The 18,618-nt window shown below is 66.6% G+C and carries 15 protein-coding genes; 7 read left to right on the top strand and 8 right to left on the bottom strand.

Features of this window, described 5'->3' with window-relative positions:
• The first annotated feature begins 32 nt into the window (after positions 1-32).
• Both C8J44_RS15940 and C8J44_RS15935 read left to right on the top strand, forming a co-directional pair.
• Entirely contained in the window at positions 33-1,496 is a 1,464-nt protein-coding gene (locus tag C8J44_RS15940) for a diguanylate cyclase domain-containing protein (protein ID WP_121905256.1), read from the top strand.
• A gap of 66 nt (positions 1,497-1,562) precedes the next feature.
• Positions 1,563-3,734, top strand: coding sequence for a primosomal protein N' (locus C8J44_RS15935; RefSeq protein ID WP_121905255.1), 2,172 nt, complete (start codon positions 1,563-1,565; stop codon positions 3,732-3,734).
• A 183-nt stretch (positions 3,735-3,917) separates the two neighbouring features.
• Here C8J44_RS15935 and C8J44_RS15930 read toward each other — a convergent pair whose 3' ends face one another.
• The 5 genes from C8J44_RS15930 to C8J44_RS15910 form a co-directional block, all read right to left on the bottom strand.
• A complete protein-coding gene (locus C8J44_RS15930; RefSeq protein WP_121905254.1) occupies positions 3,918-4,172 on the bottom strand; it encodes an ATP synthase F1 subunit epsilon in 255 nt (84 codons plus the stop codon).
• A 116-nt stretch (positions 4,173-4,288) separates the two neighbouring features.
• Positions 4,289-5,770 carry a F0F1 ATP synthase subunit beta gene (atpD, locus tag C8J44_RS15925; RefSeq protein WP_056488474.1) on the bottom strand — a complete coding sequence of 494 codons (1,482 nt, stop codon included), beginning with the start codon at positions 5,768-5,770 and terminating at the stop codon, positions 4,289-4,291.
• A gap of 17 nt (positions 5,771-5,787) precedes the next feature.
• Positions 5,788-6,681, bottom strand: coding sequence for a F0F1 ATP synthase subunit gamma (locus C8J44_RS15920; protein WP_121905253.1), 894 nt, complete (start codon positions 6,679-6,681; stop codon positions 5,788-5,790).
• A gap of 85 nt (positions 6,682-6,766) precedes the next feature.
• Positions 6,767-8,296, bottom strand: coding sequence for a F0F1 ATP synthase subunit alpha (gene atpA, locus C8J44_RS15915; protein ID WP_056488470.1), 1,530 nt, complete (start codon positions 8,294-8,296; stop codon positions 6,767-6,769).
• 4 nt (positions 8,297-8,300) lie between these two features.
• Complete coding sequence (locus C8J44_RS15910; RefSeq protein WP_121905252.1) at positions 8,301-8,855, bottom strand: F0F1 ATP synthase subunit delta; 555 nt, start codon at positions 8,853-8,855, stop codon at positions 8,301-8,303.
• A gap of 328 nt (positions 8,856-9,183) precedes the next feature.
• Here C8J44_RS15910 and C8J44_RS15905 point away from each other — a divergent pair, with 328 nt between their 5' ends.
• Positions 9,184-9,861 carry a dienelactone hydrolase family protein gene (locus tag C8J44_RS15905; protein ID WP_121905251.1) on the top strand — a complete coding sequence of 226 codons (678 nt, stop codon included), beginning with the start codon at positions 9,184-9,186 and terminating at the stop codon, positions 9,859-9,861.
• Between the two features lie 266 nt (positions 9,862-10,127).
• Here the strand turns inward: C8J44_RS15905 and C8J44_RS15900 are convergent, their stop codons facing one another.
• Positions 10,128-10,973: an oxidoreductase gene (locus C8J44_RS15900; protein WP_121905250.1), complete on the bottom strand. Its 846-nt coding sequence runs from the start codon at positions 10,971-10,973 to the stop codon at positions 10,128-10,130.
• 113 nt (positions 10,974-11,086) lie between these two features.
• Between C8J44_RS15900 and ada the strand changes: the two genes are divergently transcribed.
• Positions 11,087-12,145: a bifunctional DNA-binding transcriptional regulator/O6-methylguanine-DNA methyltransferase Ada gene (gene ada / locus C8J44_RS15895; protein WP_121905249.1), complete on the top strand. Its 1,059-nt coding sequence runs from the start codon at positions 11,087-11,089 to the stop codon at positions 12,143-12,145.
• On the opposite strand, the gene C8J44_RS15890 is transcribed toward ada, so the two are convergent.
• Positions 12,121-13,623 carry a S1C family serine protease gene (locus C8J44_RS15890; protein WP_121905248.1) on the bottom strand — a complete coding sequence of 501 codons (1,503 nt, stop codon included), beginning with the start codon at positions 13,621-13,623 and terminating at the stop codon, positions 12,121-12,123. The genes ada and C8J44_RS15890 overlap by 25 nt on opposite strands.
• A 135-nt stretch (positions 13,624-13,758) precedes the next feature.
• On the opposite strand from C8J44_RS15890, the gene C8J44_RS15885 reads away from it, so the two are divergent.
• The 3 genes from C8J44_RS15885 to C8J44_RS15875 all read left to right on the top strand — a co-directional run bounded on the left by C8J44_RS15885 (position 13,759) and on the right by C8J44_RS15875 (position 18,440).
• Positions 13,759-15,306: a CpaF family protein gene (locus tag C8J44_RS15885; RefSeq protein WP_056055300.1), complete on the top strand. Its 1,548-nt coding sequence runs from the start codon at positions 13,759-13,761 to the stop codon at positions 15,304-15,306.
• A 459-nt stretch (positions 15,307-15,765) separates the two neighbouring features.
• Complete coding sequence (locus tag C8J44_RS15880) at positions 15,766-16,980, top strand: hypothetical protein (RefSeq protein ID WP_121905247.1); 1,215 nt, start codon at positions 15,766-15,768, stop codon at positions 16,978-16,980.
• Entirely contained in the window at positions 16,980-18,440 is a 1,461-nt protein-coding gene (locus C8J44_RS15875; protein WP_183128807.1) for a hypothetical protein, read from the top strand. Before C8J44_RS15880 ends, C8J44_RS15875 begins: the two co-directional genes overlap by 1 nt.
• On the opposite strand, the gene C8J44_RS15870 is transcribed toward C8J44_RS15875, so the two are convergent.
• The gene (locus tag C8J44_RS15870; RefSeq protein ID WP_121905246.1) at positions 18,430-18,615 is read right to left on the bottom strand and encodes a hypothetical protein; all 186 of its coding nucleotides are present in this window, start codon (positions 18,613-18,615) and stop codon (positions 18,430-18,432) included. The genes C8J44_RS15875 and C8J44_RS15870 overlap by 11 nt on opposite strands.
• Positions 18,616-18,618 lie beyond the last annotated feature (3 nt).

Raw genomic sequence — 18,618 nt, 5'->3', positions numbered from 1 at the left:
AAAATTAACATCCCTTCGGTATCCAACAGCCCATGTCGCCGAAAGACCTCGTCACAAACGCATTCGCAGACGAAAAACGGCGCGTTGCCGCGCTCCATGCGCTAGCGCTGCTCGATAGCGCACCCGAACGCGAGTTCGACGCGCTCGTCGAACTCGCCGCCGAAATGCTCGGATGCCCGACCGCGTTGATGACTCTCGTCGATAGCGACCGTCTGTGGATCAAGGCCGCGGCCGGCGGCGAACGCGGCGAGATCAGCCGCGACATCGGCATGTGCGCGTACACGATCCAGAACCAGGCCCCCCTTGTGATCGAAGACCTCGACACCGATTCGCGGTTTGCGGAAAATCCGCTAGTGCTGGCGGATCGCGGCGCGCGTTTCTACGCGGGAGCGGCGATCCATGCGGTCGATGATCGCGGCGAGCGTCACGCGATCGGCTCGATCTGCGTCATCGATTCGGTGCCGCGCAGCTTGAACGACGCAGGCCGTCGCGCGCTCACGCATCTCGCGACGCTGGCCGAGGTGACCGTCGCGGCACGGTCCGCCGCGCATCAGGCGATCGCCATCGCCACCACCGCGGACCGACAGGCCGCGACGCTCGCGCGGCAGGATCGTATCTTTCGCCAGGCCGAGCGGATGGCGGCGATCGGATCGTGGCGCACCTCGCTCGATCACCAGCATCTGGACTGGTCGGACGGCGTCTTTCACATCTATGGCCTGCCCGTCGGCCCGGTGCCGGAGATGGAGGTCGCGATGGCGTTCTATCCGCCTCATGCCCGAGACGTACTGAGCGCGTGTCTCACGACGACGTTGGAAACCGGCATACCGTTCGACATCGAGGTCGACTTCACCACCGCGCAGGGCGAGCCGCGGCGCGTACGCGTGCTGGGCGAACTCGAGGACGACGCGGGTACGACCATCGGGTTCGTCGGCGTTTTCCAGGACGTGACCGAACGCTATGCGCTCGAATTGAACCTGCGCCGATCCGCCGACACCGATTCGCTCACCGGAATATCCAACCGCGCGGCATTCGATCGGGCGCTCGACGCCGCGATGACCCGTTCGCACACCGACGGCACGCCGCTGCTGCTCGCACTCATCGACCTCGATGGGTTCAAGGCGATCAACGACACGCTCGGCCACACCTCGGGTGACGACGTGCTGCGTGCGGTCGGCGAGATATTGCAGGCCCCCTGGCTCAAGCAGAGCTTTGCCGCGCGGCTGGGCGGTGACGAATTCGGACTGCTGATCGAGGATCCGGGTCTGACCGCGACGCCCGGCTACATCAGTGCGCGACTGGAGGAAGCGCTGCGCTTCCCGATCGCGCTGAACGGTCTGGCGATGATCAGCGCCGGGACGGTCGGGATCACCGCGCTGGAGCCGGATTGCCATGCGATCCGCGACTTCATCCACAAGGCCGATACGATCCTCTACAAGGCGAAGCGCGCGCGGGTCGGCGAACGCCGCCGGGGCGGCGATCGCCGCGCCGCCGCCTGACGCCTTCAAGTCGGTGCCTGCTTAGACGGTTCACGCGGAGTCGATCTGTCCCCATATACGGACACGATGTCGTCCCGCGCCCGTGTCCTGATCCTCAACGCCGCCCTCGGGCCGCTCGACTACCGCGTGCCCGCCGGCATGAGCGTCGAGCCGGGTTCGGTCGTGGTCGCCCCGCTGGGGCCGCGACAGTTGCTCGGCGTGGTGTGGGAGGCTGAGCGGATGCCGTCCGATGCGGAGGTCGGCGACAACCGGTTGCGCAACCTGCTCGCCGTCGCGGACGTGCCGCCGCTGGGCGCACCGCTGCGGCGGCTGGTGGAGTGGACCGCGGATTACTACCTCGCGCCCGCGGCGTCGGTGTTGCGGATGACGCTGGCGTCGACGTCGGCGCTGGAGGGTGCGCGGACGGCGGTCGAGTACCGCGCGACCGGCGTCGTACCGCCCCGACTCACCCCGCAGCGTGAGCAGGCGCTGGAGCGGATCGGCGACCGCCAGGGCCTGATCCGCGAACTCGCCACCACCGCGGACGTCAGCGATGCGGTAATCCGCGGGCTGGTGAAGGTCGGCGCGATCGAGGCAGTCGAGGTCAGCCTGGACAGCCCCTACCCCGTCCCGAACCCCGCGCATCACGAACCGGTCCTCTCGGAGGATCAGCGCGCGGCGGCAGATGCGCTGGTCGCGGGGGTGGCGGAGCATGCGTTCCACCCGACCTTGCTCGACGGCGTGACCGGCTCGGGCAAGACCGAGGTGTATTTCGAGGCGGTCGCGCAGGCAATCCGCGATGGCCGCCAGACTCTGGTGCTACTGCCTGAGATCGCGTTGACCGAGCCGTTCCTCAAGCGCTTCCACGACCGCTTCGGGTGCGAGCCGATCGCGTGGCATTCGGGGCTGCGATCGACCCAGCGGCGGCGCGCTTGGCGTGCGATCGCAAGCGGCGAGGCATTGGTGACGGTGGGTGCACGCTCCGCGCTGTTCCTGCCGTACCGCGATCTCGGGCTGATCGTCGTCGACGAGGCGCACGAGACCAGTTTCAAGCAGGAAGAGGGCGTGCATTATCACGCGCGCGACGTCGCGGTGATGCGCGGCAAGTTCGAGGGGTGTCCGGTGATCCTCGCCTCCGCCACGCCGGCGATCGAAACGCGGCAGCAGGTCGTGACCGGGCGCTATGCCGAGCTGAAGCTGCCCGGCCGGTTCGGCGCGGCGGAGATGCCCACGATCGAGCCGATCGACCTGATCAAGGAACCGCCCGAGCGGGGCCGCTGGCTCGCCCCCCGGCTCGTGAAGGCGATGCAGGAAACGCTGGCGCGGCGCGAGCAGTCGCTGCTGTTTCTCAACCGCCGCGGCTATGCGCCGCTGACGCTGTGCCGGACATGTGGGCACCGGTTCCAATGCCCCAACTGCACCGCGTGGATGGTCGAGCATCGGCTGACGCGGCGATTGGCTTGCCATCATTGCGGGCATATCGAGCCGACGCCGCGGGTGTGTCCGGAGTGCAAGGGCGAGGACACGCTCGTCGCGTGCGGGCCCGGCGTCGAGCGGATCGCCGACGAGGTGACGGCGCTGTTCCCCGAGGCGAAGACCGCGGTGGTAACCTCGGACACGATCTGGTCGCCCGCCAAGGCGGCGGAGTTCGTCGGGCGGATGGAAGCGGGCGATATCGACATCGTCGTCGGCACGCAGCTTGTGACGAAGGGGTACCACTTCCCGAACCTTACCTTGGTGGGCGTGGTCGACGCGGACCTCGGTCTGGACGGCGGCGATCTCCGTGCGGCGGAGCGCACGTTCCAGCAAATCCGGCAGGTATCGGGGCGTGCGGGGCGTGGCGAGAAACCCGGCCACGTGTTCATCCAGACGCATAGTCCGGGCGCGCAGGTGATGCAGGCGCTGATCACCGGCGACGCAGATGCGTTCTACGCCGCGGAGACGGACGCGCGGAAGGACGCGGGTGCGCCGCCGTTCGGAAGGTATGCGGCGATCGTGGTGTCGTCGGAGGACCAGTCTTGCGCGCACGATACCGCCAAGCTCGTGGGCCGTAGTGCGCCCGAGGTCGAGGGGATGCACGTGTACGGCCCCGCGCCGGCGCCGCTTGCGATGTTGCGGGGGCGACATCGGTATCGGCTGCTCGTCCATGCGCGACGGGCGCTGGATGTGCAGGATGTGATCCGGGAGTGGTTGGGGAAGCTGGACTGGCCGTCGAAGGTGCGGGTGACGGTGGACGTCGACCCTTATAATTTCTTGTAGCGTTGGCGGTCACGCCCCACCCCTTCCGTCATCCTGACGAAAGTCAGGATCCAGGGGAACAGAGGGTGGCGTTGCGTGGCTCTGGATCCTGACTTTCGTCAGGATGACGGAGAAAGCAGACGGCGGATGCCCAGTCTGGATTCCCGCCTTCGTGGGGAAACACTCTTCGTTGAGTTGGAGACTTTACTCGCCCGCGTGTTCGGCGAGGACGGTCAGGCCCTTGGCATTGACCTCGGCGAAGCCGCCCTTGATCGCGATGATCTCGGGGGTGCCGTCCTGCGTGCGATATACCTGCACGCCGCCGTCGCGGACCGTCGACATGAAGGGCGCGTGGCCTTCGAGGACGCCGAAATCGCCTTCGGTGCCGGGGACGACGACCATGTAGACCTCCTCCGAGCGGACGAGCTTTTCTGGCGTGACGAGTTCGAAATGCAGCATGTCTATCTTCTCACTCCCTCCCCTTCAGGGGAGGGTTGGGGTGGGGGAGTGCGGCAGGCGCGACGCTCGCGGTCAGGCCCCACCCCAACCCTCCCCTAAAGGGGAGGGAGCTAAGCTTAAGCCTCGGAAGCCATCTTCTCGGCCTTGGCGACGGCTTCGTCGATGCCGCCGACCATGTAGAACGCGGCCTCGGGCAGGTGATCATACTCGCCCTCGACCACCGCCTTGAACGACCGGACCGTATCCTCGAGCTGGACGAACTTGCCGCTGATGCCGGTGAAGACCTCGGCGACGTGGAACGGCTGGCTCAGGAACTTCTGGATCTTACGCGCACGCTGGACGGTGAGCTTATCCTCTTCCGACAGCTCGTCCATGCCGAGAATCGCGATGATGTCCTGCAGCGACTTGTACTTCTGCAGCGTCGACTGAACCGCACGCGCGGTGTCGTAATGCTCCTGGCCGACGACGCGTGGCTCGAGCAGACGCGAGGTCGAGTCGAGCGGATCGACGGCCGGGTAGATGCCCAGTTCCGAAATCGCACGGTTGAGGTTGGTCGTCGCATCGAGATGCGCGAACGACGTCGCCGGTGCCGGATCGGTAAGATCGTCCGCGGGAACGTACACGGCCTGCACCGAGGTGATCGACCCCTTGTTGGTCGACGTGATACGCTCCTGCAGCGCGCCCATGTCGGTCGACAGCGTCGGCTGGTAACCCACCGCCGACGGAATGCGACCGAGCAGTGCCGAAACCTCGGCGCCCGCCTGCGTGAAACGGAAGATGTTGTCGACGAAGAACAGCACGTCCTGACCTTCGACATCGCGGAAATACTCGGCGATCGTCAGGCCCGACAGCGCGACGCGAGCGCGTGCGCCTGGCGGCTCGTTCATCTGGCCGAACACGAGTGCGACCTTCGAGCCCTCCGACTGCGGATTGCCGTCGGCATCCTTGGCGATAACGCCCGCGTCGAGGAACTCGTGGTACAGATCGTTACCCTCGCGGGTACGCTCGCCGACGCCCGCGAACACCGAGGTGCCGCCATGACCCTTGGCGATGTTGTTGATCAGTTCCTGGATCAGCACGGTCTTGCCGACGCCGGCGCCGCCGAACAGGCCGATCTTGCCGCCCTTCGCATAGGGTGCGAGCAGATCGATGACCTTGATGCCGGTGACCAGGATCGCGCTCTCGGTCGACTGGTCGACGAACAGCGGCGCCGAGGCATGGATCGGGGCGGTCGTCTCTGCGCCGACGGGGCCGCGCTCGTCGATCGGCTCGCCGATGACGTTGAGGATGCGGCCGAGCGTCTTCGGGCCGACCGGCACGCGGATCTGCGAGCCGGTGTCGGTGACGGTCTGGCCGCGGGTCAGACCCTCGGTGGCGTCCATCGCGATCGTGCGAACGGTGTTCTCGCCGAGATGCTGCGCGACTTCGAGGACGAGCCGGTTGCCGTTATTGTCGGTTTCAAGCGCCGACAGAATGGCGGGCAAATTGTCGGGGAAATGCACGTCGACGACCGCACCGATGACCTGCGAGATGCGGCCGGTGTTGTTGGTGGCCTTGGGGGCGAGCGTGGTTCCGAGGGTCTCTGGGGCGGTTGCCATTGTCTGCTTCCTTGGACTTACTTGAGCGCTTCGGCGCCCGAGATGATTTCGACCAGCTCGGTCGTGATCGCGGCTTGGCGGGTACGGTTATACTGGATCGAGAGGCGCGTGATCATGTCGCCGGCATTGCGCGTGGCGTTGTCCATCGCGTTCATGCGCGAGCCCTGCTCCGACGCTGCGTTTTCGAGCAGCGCGCGAAAAATCTGGATCGCAACGTTGCGCGGCAGCAGATCGGCGAGAATCGCTTCCTCGTCGGGCTCGTACTCAACGACCGCTTCGGCCGGCGCGTTCGGCTTGGCCTCGGCACCCGGGATCGCTGACAGCGGGATCGGGATGATCTGGATACCGGTCGGGACCTGCACCAGTGCCGAGACGAACTTCGCGTAGAACAGATGCGCGACGTCGAACTGGCCTTCGCCGAAGCGCTTGATCAGGTCTTCCGAGATCTCCTGCGCATCGCTGAACGCGAGGCGCTTGATCTGGCCCATCTCGTGATCGGCGAGGATGTCGTTCGGGAAGAAGCGCTTGATCACGCGCCCCTTCTTGCCGGCGACGTAGAACTTCACGGTCTTGCCCGCCGCGATCAGTTCCTCGGCCTTGCGGCGCGCCGCGCGAACGATGTTGGTGTTGAACGCACCCGCTAGGCCACGCTCCGACGTCGCGATGACGATCAGATGGACCTGGTCCTTGCCCGTACCCGCGAGCAGCGGCGACGCGCCCGGCGCGATGCCGACGCGCCCCGCGAGGCTCGCCATCACCGCTTCGAGACGCTCGGCATACGGACGCCCGGCGACCGCCGCGTCCTGCGCACGGCGCAGCTTCGCGGCGGCGACCATCTTCATCGCCTTGGTGATCTTCTGCGTCGACTTCACCGAGCCGATGCGGATCTTGAGGGCCTTAAGTGATGCCATCTTCTCTTCCTGCTCCCTCGCTCCTCACAGAGGAGGGTCGGATTACATGCTCTGCTCCCTCTCCCCGTCGGGGAGAGGGAGTTAATCAGGCAAACGTCTTCGCGAACGCTTCGAGCGCTGCCTTCAGCTTGTCCTTCGCCTCGTTACCCAGGTCGCGGGTATCGCGGATCAGCGTCAGCACGTCGGCATGGTTCGCGCGCATGTCGGCCAGCAGCGCCTGCTCGTAGCGGGTCACGTCGGCGACGGGCACCTTGTCGAGATAGCCGCTGGTGCCCGCGAAGATCGACACAGTCTGCTCTTCGAACGGCAGCGGCGAGAACTGGGCCTGCTTCAGCAGTTCGGTCAAACGAGCACCACGGTTCAGCAGCTTCTGCGTCGACGCATCGAGATCCGACCCGAACTGCGCGAACGCCGCCATTTCGCGGTACTGCGCCAGCTCGAGCTTGATCGAGCCCGACACCTTCTTCATCGCCTTGGTCTGTGCCGCCGAACCGACGCGGCTCACCGACAGGCCCACGTTAATCGCCGGGCGCACGCCCGAGAAGAACAGGTCGGTCTCAAGGAAGATCTGGCCATCGGTGATCGAGATCACGTTGGTCGGGATGTACGCCGAAACGTCGCCCGCCTGCGTCTCGATGATCGGCAGCGCGGTCAGCGAGCCGCCGCCATTCGCGTCCGACATCTTCGCCGCACGCTCAAGCAGACGGCTGTGGAGATAGAACACGTCGCCCGGATACGCCTCACGGCCCGGCGGACGACGCAGCAGCAGCGACATCTGGCGATAGGCGACGGCCTGCTTCGACAGATCGTCGTAGCAGATCAATGCGTGCATGCCGCGATCGCGGAAATACTCGCCCATCGCGACGCCGGTGTAGGGCGCGAGATACTGAAGCGGTGCGGGGTCCGACGCGGTCGCGGCGATGACGATGGTGTATTCCATCGCGCCATTCTCTTCGAGCGTCTTGACCAACTGGGCGACGGTCGAGCGCTTCTGGCCGATCGCGACATAGACGCAATACAGCTTCTTCGACTCGTCGTCGCCGGCGTTGGCGATCTTCTGGTTGATGAACGCGTCGATCGCGACGGCGGACTTGCCGGTCTGGCGATCGCCGATGATCAGCTCGCGCTGGCCGCGGCCGACGGGGACGAGTGCGTCGATCGCCTTCAGGCCGGTCTGGACCGGCTCGCTGACCGACTGGCGCGGGATGATGCCCGGTGCCTTCACTTCGACGCGGCTGCGCTCGGTGGTGTGGATCGGGCCCTTGCCGTCGATCGGGTTGCCGAGACCATCGACCACGCGGCCGAGCAGCTCCTTGCCGATCGGCACGTCGACGATCGTGCCGGTGCGCTTGACGATGTCGCCTTCCTTGATCTCGGAATCGCTCCCGAAAATCACGACGCCGACGTTATCGGCCTCGAGGTTGAGCGCCATGCCCTGCACGCCGTTCGAGAATTCGACCATCTCGCCGGCCTGGACGTTGTCGAGGCCGAAGATGCGCGCGATGCCGTCGCCGACGCTCAGCACCTGGCCGGTCTCGCTGACCTGGGCCTCGGTGCCGAAATTGGCGATCTGATCCTTGATGATCTTCGAGATTTCTGCGGCGCGGATATCCATTAGCTTAGCCCTTCATCGCGTGCGCGAGAGTGTTGAGACGCGTCTTGATCGACGAATCGATCATCTGGCTGCCGACGCGGACGACGAGTCCACCCAGCAACGATGGGTCGACGCTGAGGTCGACGGAAACTTCACGGCCGACCCGCTGGCGGAGCTGATGCTTCAGCTCGATCACCTGCTCGTCGGTCAGCGGATGCGCGGACGTCACCTCGGCCGCGATCTCGCCGCGATGCTGCGCGGCAAGTGTCCGGAATGCCTTAATGATCTTCGGCAGCGCCCCCAACCGGTGGTTCTCGGCGAGGACGCCGAGAAAGCTCTTGGTGGTCGCATCGACACCGAGTTCGTCGGCGACTGCGGAGACCGCCTTCACGGCCGCGCCGCGCGACACCATCGGGCTGGACGTCAGCGTGCGGAAGTCCTCCGACTGTGCGAGCGCGTCGCGCACGTTCGCCAGGCTCGACTCGACCGCATCGATCGTCTTCGCGTCACGCGCGAGTTCGAACAGGGCCAGCGCATAACGCCCGCCTAAGCTCGCTTGAATACCGCCGGATGTCTCCACGGAACCTCTATCCTCGCCTGCAACGAATAACCGACCCAAAGGAAGAGAGGGCGCGAAAGCACCTCTCCTGGGACGCGGCGCGGTTAGCATCGGGTTGTCGGATTGGCAACCCGGCGGGAGGGTCAGGGGGACGGGTTTGTGACTGTTTTGTCATTGATCGGAGGTTGGACGGTTATGATTCCGCCCCTCCCCGTCATCCCCGCGCAGGCGGGGATCCCTATCCTCCGGACCCGGCGCTTTCCCCGCACGGCCTGCCACTATGGGTTCCCGCCTCCGCGGGAATGACGGTATTGGGCATCCGTTACGACCAATCGACGAGGACGAGAGAATGACCGCCACGATGGAAACGATGACGATGTCCGACGGCGCGGCCGTCGCGGTCTATCACGCGCAGCCGACCGGCGAGCGTCGCGGTGGCCTTGTGCTGGTGCAGGAGATCTTCGGCGTGACCGACCACATCCGCGACCTCTGCGACGAGTATGCCGCCGACGGCTACGAGGTCCTGGCCCCCGCGCTGTTTGATCGCGAGCATCCCGGTTTCGAGGCGGACTATTCGGGCGAAGGCCTCGCGCGCGGCGTCGAACTCGCGCGGCAGCTCCACCCGTTCGACTTGTCGCTGAAGGACGTCCAGACCTGCATCGACACGCTCGCCCCCGCCGGGCCGGTGTTCGTGGTCGGCTATTGCTATGGCGGTTCGGTCGCGTGGTTCGCCTCGACCAAGCTCACCAGTGTCGCAGCGGCGAGCGGTTATTACGGCAGCATGATTCCGGCGGCGGCGGACGAGGAACCGAAGGTGCCGGTGATCCTGCACTTCGGCCGCCACGACCACGGTATCCCGATGGAGGGCGTCGAGCAGGTCATCGCCAAGGATTGGCCGAATGCGACGGTGTACGTCTACGAGGCCGGCCACGGGTTCAATTCGGACCGGCGGAAGGATTATCACGAGCCTAGTGCGGATCTGGCGAAACAGCGAACGCTGGAGCTGTTTCGGGCGAATGGGGGCTGATCACAGCCCCTCCCTTTGGCACCACCCCGGCGAAGGCCGGGGCCCAATTGGAAAGGTGGCAATAATTGAGGAATGCGCTTCGTTAGCGACGTCCCCCAATTGGGCCCCGGCCTTCGCCGGGGTGGTGGCTGTGGTAGAAGGCCTCGACACAGGCCAGCACTACAGACGCGAAGGCAGCCCCTGCTTCCTTGTTCTCCCGCGAAGGCGGGAGCCCAGTCTGGGTCCCCGCCTTCGCGGGGAAACAACTCTCTCTCGCTCCTCCGAGATTACCCCGCTGGAAAATCAGCCCCAAGGCTATCCGCCTTATGCGCCTCGATCTCCTTCAACCGCTCCGCCAGTTTCTTCGTCACCGCATCATACCCCCAGGCCCCGAGCACCAGATGCCGCGGCGGGTTCGCATCCTCGGTCAGCGCGATCATCGCCTCGCCGGCCCGCACCGGGTCACCCGCCTGCGTCCCGCTAACCTCGCGCGTCCCATCCAGCCGCTTGCCCGCCGTATCGGCGTAGTCCGCGATCTTCACCGGCGTCTGCTTCAGCGAACGCCCGGCCCAGTCCGTCCGGAACGGCCCCGGCTCGACGCACGTCACGTCGATCCCAAGCGGCTTCACCTCGGCCAGCAAAGCATCCGACCAACCCTCGACCGCATGCTTCGACGCGGCATAATAGCCCGAGCCCGGGAACCCGACTTGCCCCGCAACCGACGTGATGTTGATGATGTTGCCGCTCTTCTGCCCACGCATGATCGGCAGCACCGCGCGCGTCAGCGCGAACAACCCGAACACGTTCGCATCGAACTGCGCGCGGATCTCGGACTCGACACCCTCCTCGATCGACGCCTGATACCCATAGCCCGCATTGTTCACGAGCACGTCGATCCGCCCGAACTTCGCCTTGGCCTGCGCGACTGCATCGTCGATCTGCGCCTGCTCCGTCACGTCGAGCGACAGCGCGAGTGTACGATCCTCGGCCCCTTCCGCCAGATCGGCAACACGATCCGCATCCCGCGCGGTCACCACCGCACGCCAACCGCGGGCGAGCACAAGCTTGGCGAGTTCGCGACCAAAACCGGTCGAGCAGCCGGAAATGAACCAGACGGGCGTGTCGGAGGCCATGAGACATCTTTCGTTAGGGGGTATGCCGAGGAGAACGGCCAGCCTGCCGATTGGCTCCGCTTTGACCGCAAGCCACGGGATGCGCGCGCGGCGCGACCGGCTATACCGATCCCATGACCATCGCCCCCGACACCGAAACCGCATGGACCGCGTTCGAAGCCCGCGACCGCGCGTGGGACGGCCGGTTCGTCGTCGGAGTGAAGACCACCGGCATCTACTGCAAGCCTAGCTGCCCCGCGCGGCACCCCAAGCGCGAGAACGTCACCTTCCACCCCGACCCGCCAAGCGCTCGCGCCGCCGGCTTCCGCGCCTGCCTGCGCTGCACCCCGGACGAAGTCGGCCGCGACCGGACCGCCATCGCCGCCGCGGTCGTCCTTCTCGAAGCCGCCGAAGATCGCCTCTCGCTCGACGAGGTTGCCGCGAAGGTCGGCTACGCCCCGCACCATTTCCACCGCCTGTTCAAGCGCGCCACCGGCGTCACCCCCGCCGCCTACGCGCGGGCGCTCCGCACCGGCCGCGCGGCCAACGCTCTATCGGAGGATACGACCGTGACCGAAGCGATCTACGACGCCGGCTATTCCGCCCCCAGCCGCTTCTACGAGGCCGACGCGAAACGGCTCGGCATGGCCCCCAGCGCCTGGGCGCGCGGCGGCGAAGGCGTCACGATCCGCTGGACCACTGCCGATACGAGCCTGGGCGCCCTGTTCGTCGCCGCCACCGAAAAAGGCCTGTGTCGCGTATCGTTCGACGAAGACGCGGACGAACTCCACCGCCGCTTCCCCAATGCCACGATCGAACCCGGCGACGAAGCCCTCGCGGACCTGGCGGCGCAAGTCGTCGCAGCAGTGGAATCCCCCGACCGCGACCAAGACCTCCCGCTAGACGTCCGCGGCACCGCCTTCCAGGAAGCGATCTGGCAAGCGCTACGCACCATCCCGATCGGCGAAACCCGCACCTACAGCGAACTCGCAGCGCTTGCCGGCCGCCCCGCCGCGGTTCGCGCCGCAGGCACCGCCTGCGGGCAAAACCCGGTATCGATCGTCATCCCCTGCCACCGCGCGCAACGGATCGGCGGCGCGCTCGGCGGCTATGCCTACGGGCTCGATCGCAAGCGCGCGCTGCTCGCGGCGGAAGCTCCGAGAGCCGATCAGCGCGCCGACTTGCAGGAATAGACGAGCTTCTCGTTCGGTAGCGGCGGCAACACCGCACGGACCGCAGCCTGCTGCCCCGCCAACCGACCCAACGCCGCATCGTCCATGTTGCACACGTTCGGCACGACGCCCCGCGCGGTCCGCGCCGCCTCCATCCCCGCCGCCGACATCAGATAGCGCGTGTTCGAATAGACGCGCGTCGCCGGATCGAAGGACAGCACGGAGACGGTCTGCTCGGCGTCGGGCACCAGCACGCGGTCCCACCGGCCGTTCGCGCCGACATATTGCGTCTTGCCGTTCACACACCCCTTCGCGCCCCAGTCGATCGGCACGTCCTCGCTCGACGAGATCGTGATCCGGCTGCGCTCCGGGATCAGCGTGCACATCAGCTTCCCGAGCGCGGCATCGGGCGTCGAAATCCGCGTCTTGGGTAGCGCCGACAGCGGCACGTCGACCTCACCCGACGGCCGCAACACGAATACGATAATCGCAACCAGCACGCTCAGCCCGCCGATCGACAGCGCCCACACCGCCTGCCGCCGCTGCCCGCGCGATTCGAGCAGTCCCGCGCTCCCGATCACCAGCGCCCCCGCCACCAGCAACAGCCCGGCGAGCGCCATGACGTTCTCTCTTGCGCGCCCGGCCTCGGTCCGCGCCTTCTCCAGCGCGACCTCGCGGGTCATCGCATCCTGCGTCGCGGCGTCGCGTTTGGCGGACGCCGCATCCGCCGTCGCCCGCGCATCCGCGTCGGCGTCCTGCCGCAAGCGATCCTCGATCGAGGTGCACCCCGTCCCGATCGACGCATAAGGCTGTTTCGCATCGTGGAGGAAGCCCGCCAGCTCGGTATCCGCGATCGCGAACCCGAACGTCGAATCGCCCTCCTCCCCGCGCGTGATCGCCGAGTTCACCCCGATCACCCGCCCACACCGATCGAGCAAAGGCCCGCCCGAATTGCCGCGCGCGATACTGGCGGTGTGCAACAATACCTCGACGCCGCTCAGCACGCGCCGCCCCGAGAGCACGCCCTCGGACCGCACCGGTGTCATCGGCCGGATGTAATCCGCCGCCGACCGCGCCGTCGCCAGGTCGACGTTACCGGGGAAGCCGAGCGACACCACCGCGTCACCCTCGGTCATCGGCCCGGTATACAGCGCGCTCGGCGGCAGGCGCGCGCCGGTGAACTCGATCAGCGCCAGGTCGCGCTGCGAATCATACGCGATCACCTTGCCCTGGTAGGATTTGCTGCCTTCGGTCGGGACGATGCCGACGACGACGTTGTCGGGGTAGCGTTCGGCGAGATCGACAACGTGCGCGTTGGTGACGATCCGGTTGGGCGCGATTGCGAAACCGCTGCCGTGGCCGAAGCCGACCACCTGATCGTCGACCACCGCGATCGTCACGACGCGAACGACGCCGCGCCCGGTGGCGGCGATGTCGTCCGCGGACGCGGAACTCGCCAACCCGAAAGTCAGCGCGAGAAGGAGGAGCAGGCGGATCATGCAGCAGCCTTCGGGGAGTTACGCGCGGCGATCAACCCTCGGCTCTTGTAGGCCACTCTCCGCACGTCCGGTTTGGTTAGCGAATTATCAAGCCTTGGCGCGTAACCCCTTAGGCAATCATCCGGGGATTTGGGCATGAGCGCATTCGGGCGTCGTAGTGGCATGAGCGGGGGGCAGAACGGGGCGCAAGCGGTGCGTCCCGCATTCGGCGTCGCCCGTCCCATGCAGGGCAGCGGTCCCGCACCGCGGCCCGAGCCCGAAGGCGGCGCGCAATTTCCGCCGATAGACTCGCTGCCGATGCCCGGCGAGAGCGACGGCTTCGGCCCCGGCACGATGCCCGCCGGACAGCTGGACGCGATGCAGCGCCTGTCCGATCGCCAGAATGCCAGCGGCGAGGCGGGCAACAGCCGCGTCGAGGGTTTCGAACAGTCGATCCACAAGATCAAGGAACAGGTCCTCCCGCGCCTGCTCGAACGTGTCGATCCCGAAGCGGCGGCAACGCTCAACAAAGATGAGCTAGCCGAGGAATTCCGCCCGATCATCGGCGAAGTGCTTGCCGAACTGAAGCTGACGCTCAACCGCCGCGAACAGTTCGCGCTCGAAAAAGTGCTGGTCGACGAACTGCTCGGGCTCGGGCCGTTGGAGGAGCTGCTGGCGGATCCGAACATCACCGACATCATGGTGAACGGGCCGGAGCAGACCTATGTCGAGCGCAAGGGCAAGCTCGAGCTCGCGCCGATCCAGTTCCGCGACGAGGAGCATCTGTTCCAGATCGCCCAGCGGATCGTCAATTCGGTCGGCCGTCGAGTCGATCAGACCTCGCCGCTCGCCGATGCGCGCCTCAAGGACGGCTCGCGCGTCAACGTCATCGTGCCGCCGCTGTCGCTGCGCGGCACCGCGATCTCGATTCGTAAATTCTCCGCGAAACCGATCACGCTCGACATGATGGCGGGGTTCGGCTCGATGTCGCCGAAGATGGCCACCGCGCTGAAGATTGCCGGGGCGTCGCGGTTCAACGTCGTGATCTCGGGCGGTACCGGCTCGGGCAAGACGACGATGCTCAACGCGCTGTCGAAGATGATCGACCCCGGCGAGCGCGTGCTGACGATCGAGGACGCCGCCGAGCTTCGCCTGCAACAGCCGCACTGGCTTCCGCTCGAAACGCGGCCGGCCAATCTGGAGGGTCAGGGCGAGATCTCGATCCGCGATCTCGTGAAGAACGCGCTGCGTATGCGGCCTGACCGTATCATCCTCGGCGAAATTCGTGGCTCCGAGTGTTTCGACATGCTCGCCGCCATGAACACGGGTCACGACGGCTCGATGTGTACGCTCCACGCCAACTCCCCGCGCGAAGCCTTGGCGCGTATGGAGAACATGGTGATGATGTCCGACATCAAGGTGCCCAAGGAAGCGATTTCGCGCCAGATCGCGGATTCCGTCGAGCTGATCATCCAGGTGAAGCGCCTCCGCGACGGCTCGCGCCGCGTCACCAACATTACCGAGGTGATCGGGATGGAAGGGCCGGTGATCGTCACGCAGGAGCTGTTCAAGTTCGAATATATGGACGAGTCGGCCGACGGGAAGATTTTGGGCGAGTACCGGTCGATGGGGCTCAGGCCGTATACGCTCGAGAAGGCCAAGCAGTTCGGGTTCGACCAGGCTTATCTTGAGGCGTGTCTGTAATGGCGCAAGCGTGCCAGTAGAAGAGCATCGCTAACCCTCCTGCCACCACCCCGGCGAAGGTCGGGGCCCAATTGGAAAGGTGGCAGTAACGACGTGCTGCGACCGCTTAGCACCGTCCCCCAACTGGGCCCCGGCCTCCGCCGGGGTGGTGCAATTTTCGAGCGTTACGCACATCCAAGTTCGCTCTGCATCGGCCTGATTTTGATCGACCCAGTTTCCCAGGGCTAGCTTGGGCAGGCTCGCCCGTCTTCTGTTCCCTCGCGAACGCGGGGGTCCAGGAGCCCCGAACGCCCCCGCCCCTAATCCTGGGCTCCCACCTTCGCGCGAGAACGAGGAGTGTTGCGGTAGGATTGGCAGGACCGGATCGACATAACGAGCGCAGCGCGCACCCGGTCCCTGAACCCGCCCGGCGAAGCCCCCGCTTGTACGCCGCCACCGACCCGCTACGGACACCCCCACATGCGTCGCGCTCTTCTCACGCTCGTCCCGCTCCTCGCGGTCTTCACCGTCTCCGCACGCGAGCCGACCGTGCCGACGCCCACCATCTCCCCCGAGGCGCGCGACCGCGGCGTCTATCATCTCGCCACCGATGCCGAGGCGCGCTGGGTGCCGTTCGATCTCACCCCCGGCAACCAGATCCGCTTCACGATGCAGCTCGATGGCCGAAAGGTCACCGCGATCCTCGATACCGGAGTCAGCTATACCTTGCTCGCCAAGGCCTCCCCCGCGCTTGACCCCGCCAAGCTGGTCGCCGGCGGTAGCGCCAGCGCGATCGGCGGATCGGTCGCGCTCGGCTGGATGCCGACGCGCTCGCTCGCACTCGGCGGGCTCGCGCGGACCGGCGGCGGCGTGACCGTCGCGAGCCTTCCCGCGATCGCCACCGGCAGCGCCGCCGCAGTCGACCTGCTGGTCGGCGCAGACCTGCTCTCGGGGTACGCGCTCGACATCGATTACGCCGCGCACCGCTTTCGCCTGCTTCGCTCCGGCCGCATGCCGTTCAAGGGTGAGACCGCACCGCTGCGAATTTCCACAGCGCGCACCGTCTACGAAAGCGCGATCACGCTCGGCGGCCGACGCCTTGCGCCGATCGTCGTCGATACCGGCGATGGCTCGTCGATCACCGTCACCGCCGCCGGATGGCATGCCGCGAACCTGAAGGCGCTGCCGACCACCACCGCGATCGCGTTCGGCTTGGCCGGCCCCACCGTCAGCGGCCTCGCAATCGTTCCCTATCTCCGCGTCGGCGCGTTGGTCGCGCGCGAAGCCGAAGTGCGGATCGAGCCCGCCGGCGGATTTTCCCAGGCGATCGGCACCGCCGGCCGGATCGGCTCGGGCTTTCTCCAGAACTACCGCGTGCTGCTCGATCCCGGCGCACGCCACATGATCCTCCGCCGAGGCCCCCGTGCCGACCGCTCGCCGCTGCGCTCGACCAGCGGGTTGCTCGTTGGCATCGAGAACGATCGGCTGAAGGTGCTCCACGTCATGCGCGGCGGCCCCGCAGCCGCTAACTGGAAGGACGGCGAGATGATCTGCACGATCGATGGCGCGGCGGTACCCCGAGATTACGCGACAAATCCAATCGCCGCCTGGTCGGCCGGCGCACCCGGCCGCGTCGTCAATCTCGGGCTGTGCGACGGTTCGACACGCGCCCTTACTCTGCGGAATTTCTACTGATGCCGCGCAATCGGTGGGTGCAGGCGCTGATCCTGCTGCTGGTTGCGCTGGCGGTCCGGGCATGGGATTTCGGCAATCCGGTGATCGATCCCGACCAGCAATATTATCTGCTCGTCGGCGATCGACTGCTCCACGGCGCAGTGCCGTATATCGATATCTGGGATCGCAAGCCGATCGGGCTGTTCCTGCTGTTCGCCGGCATCCGGACGCTCCCCGGCAACGGCATCCTCGCCTACCAGCTGATGGCAACGTTGTGCGCATGGGCGACCGCGATCGTCGTCGCCCGCGCGGCAAGGACTCTCGGCGCAAGCGATCGCGGCGCACTGGGTGCAGGGACCGCCTATCTGCTGGTCATCGCGCTGGTCGGCGGCATCGGTGGGCAGGCCCCGGTCTTCTACAATCTGCCGATGGCGGTCGCCGGCCTGCTGACGCTCCAGCTTCCCGCCAAGGCCGCCGCCGGCCAGACCCTCGCGATCGTCGTCAGCGGTCTCTCCGCCTGCCTGCTCGCAGGAATCGCGATCCAGCTGAAATACACGCCGATGTTCGAAGGCGCGGCGTTCGGCCTCACGCACATCTGGTTTCTCGCGCGCACCCGCGCAAAATGGCGACACGTCATCCTTGCAGCGACGGTGTGGGCGGTGATGGGTCTGGCACCGACGCTCGCCGCGATTGGCTGGTATCGCGCGCAGGGGCCGGCGGCATTCGATGCGTTCTGGTTCGCCAACATCACGTCGATCGCGCTGCGCAGGGGCTATTCGGCGAGCGATCTCGCGATGCGGTTGCTCGGCATCGCCGCACAACTGTCGCCACTAATCCTCGCCGCGATCCTGACGTGGCGGACCCGACCGCGCGGCGGCGTGGCAGGCGAAACGATCCTGGTCGGCTACGCCTGGCTCGGCTTCGCGCTCGCCGGATTCTTCGCGATCGGTACGTTCTTCGATCACTACGCGCTGCCGCTGGTCGCGCCGCTGGCGATCCTAGCCGCGCCGACGCTCGGGCGTTCGATCCGCCTGCTGCTCCTGACCCTGGGCGTGGCGATCGCGATCCTGATCGCCAAACGCCTGCTCCATCCCAGCGACGCTGCCGGCGCCTATGCGGTCGCGCATGTCGTCGAAGCGAACAGCGGCCGCGAATGCCCGTACGTCTTCATCGGCGACACCATCACCTATCATCTCGCGCATGCGTGCCTGCCGACCGCCTACGCCTTCCCCAATCTGCTCGCCTACGACACCGAACAGGGCGCGACCGGGATCGACGAAGCCGCCGAAGTCCGCCGCATCCTCGCCAAGCGCCCACCAGTCATCGTCACGTCCGACCGGCGCCTGTCGATCTGGAACCGGGGGAGCCTGCGCGCGGTCAAGTCGACGCTCGCGCGCGATTACCGCCCCGTCTTCACGACTCCGCGGAACAGCTGGCTCACCGTCGTCTATCTCCGGAACGACCGCGCATTCAGGTCTTGAACGCCAGCCCGACGGTCACCGCAAGCGCGATCAACGCCAGCATCTGCACCGTCGGCCAGTCCACCCAGCCAACCGAATCCGGATCATGCCGCCGTCGCCTGCGCCGTTCCCCGAACCCCGCGACGATGGCGAGCGCGGCCAGCGCGCCACTCGCACTCCACAACACCGGCGCCATCAG

The sequence above is a fragment of the Sphingomonas sp. PP-CE-3A-406 genome (genome assembly GCF_003688625.1).
In the GTDB taxonomy this organism is placed as follows: Bacteria; Pseudomonadota; Alphaproteobacteria; order Sphingomonadales; family Sphingomonadaceae; genus Sphingomonas.
The sequence above is the reverse complement of the archived record's forward strand: the minus strand, read 5'-3'. Positions and strand labels throughout refer to the sequence as shown.